This window comes from Clostridium sp. AM22-11AC, from assembly GCF_003473545.1.
Classification (GTDB): domain Bacteria; phylum Bacillota; class Clostridia; order Lachnospirales; family Lachnospiraceae; genus Enterocloster.
The window spans coordinates 1-1,780 of sequence record NZ_QUCM01000052.1 but is presented as its reverse complement, the minus strand read 5'-3'; the positions used below and the strand labels follow the sequence as shown (position 1 = coordinate 1,780).

The 1,780-nt window shown below is 39.2% G+C and carries 1 protein-coding gene; it reads left to right on the top strand.

Annotation, left to right across the window (positions count from 1 at the left end; all coding sequences use genetic code 11):
- Positions 1–1,734 (top strand): IS1634 family transposase (locus DW251_RS17745; RefSeq protein ID WP_243035057.1); only part of this gene is annotated, 1,734 nt, incomplete at its 5' end.
- Between the last annotated feature and the right edge of the window lie 46 nt (positions 1,735–1,780).

Here is a 1,780-nt window from a genome sequence, read left to right as displayed (position 1 = left end):
TATAAGAGGGTGACTTTTATGGCATATTTTCTTAAAAAAACTAACAACAAAAAAGGTACTTATCTTCAGATTTATTCAAGCTTTTACGATCCTGAACGCAGGCATACTGCCCACAAGGCTTATAAACCTATTGGTTATGTTCATGAGCTTCAGGCAAAGGGCATTGACGATCCTATCTCCTTCTACAAAGAAGAAGTTATCAGACTGAACCAGGAAGCAAATGCTGCAAAAGCCGCAAAAAAAGCGAAGCAGATTTCAGATGATTCGCCGGAAAAACTCATTGGCTATTTCCCGATGAAAAACATTAACGACAAGCTTTCTGTCAAAAAGTATATTGATCTCATGCAGACCGCTACTGACTTCCGCTTTAATGTTTTTGACATGATCTCTGCCCTTGTTTACGCAAGACTTGTCCAGCCATGTTCAAAATCAAAGACTTATGACGAAGTGATTCCAAAGCTTTTTGAATCCTACGATTTTTCTTTAAACCAGCTCTATGACGGGCTGGAGTATATCGGTTGCGAATACGAAAAGATCATTGAAATCTACAATCATCAGATCCAACAGATGTATCAGTTTGATACCTCTCATACTTACTTTGACTGCACTAACTTTTACTTTGAGATCGACAGGGAAGATGATTTCCGGAAAAAAGGACCTTCCAAGGAAAACAGAAAAGAACCGATTGTTGGTCTGGGACTCCTGCTTGATGCAAATCAGATTCCCATCGGCATGAAGCTGTTTCCGGGCAATCAGAGTGAAAAGCCGGTGATCAGAAATATCATTGATGATTTGAAAAAGAGAAACTCTGTGTCCGGCAGAACCATACAGATCGCCGACAAAGGGTTGAATTGTGCTGAAAATATCTTCCATGCGCTCAAAAATGGGGATGGATATATTTTCTCTAAGTCCGTAAAGATGCTTCCGGAAACGGAAAAGACCTGGGTACTGCTCCCTAATAATTACAGGGATGTAAAAAATGCTGCCGGGGAGACTTTGTATCGCATTAAGGAATGTGTAGATGAATTTGAATATAAATTTACCGAGTCTGAAACAGGCTCTTTAAAAAAGTTCCGGATCACAGAAAAAAGGATTGTTACTTTCAATCCAAAACTTGCCAAAAAACAGATCTACGAAATTAATAAAGAAGTTGAAAAAGCAAGGCTTCTGAAAGCTTCGCAGGCTAAAAAATCCGAGTATGGTGATTCTGCAAAATATGTCATTTTTACTGCTGCAGATAAAAAGGGCAACGACACAGATGGTAAAGTAAAAGTCACCATGAATGAGGAACTCATTCAAAAATCCCTGGAGCTTGCCGGATACAACATGCTGGTCACTTCCGAGATTTCCATGAAAGATAAGGATGTCTACAATGCATACCACAATCTCTGGAGAATAGAAGAATCCTTCCGGATCATGAAGTCACAGCTGGATGCCAGACCGGTATACTTGCAAAAACAGGATACCATTGTTGGACATTTTTTAATCTGCTATCTGGCCGTATTACTGACAAGATTACTGCAGTTCAAGATATTAAAAAATGGTTATAGTTCCGAAGAGCTGTTTGAATTCGTACGTGACTTCAGAGTTGCCAAAATATCAGACAGAAAATATATAAATCTATCGCATGGTACATCATTTATCAGGGAATTGTCAGAGCTGTGCAGCTTACCACTGACATCGTATTTTTTGAACGAAGGAGACATCAAAAAAATGCTAAGCCACAGGTTTTAATCCTTGGCTTAGCACCATGTTTTATACTTCAACTCCGAAAGTCAGG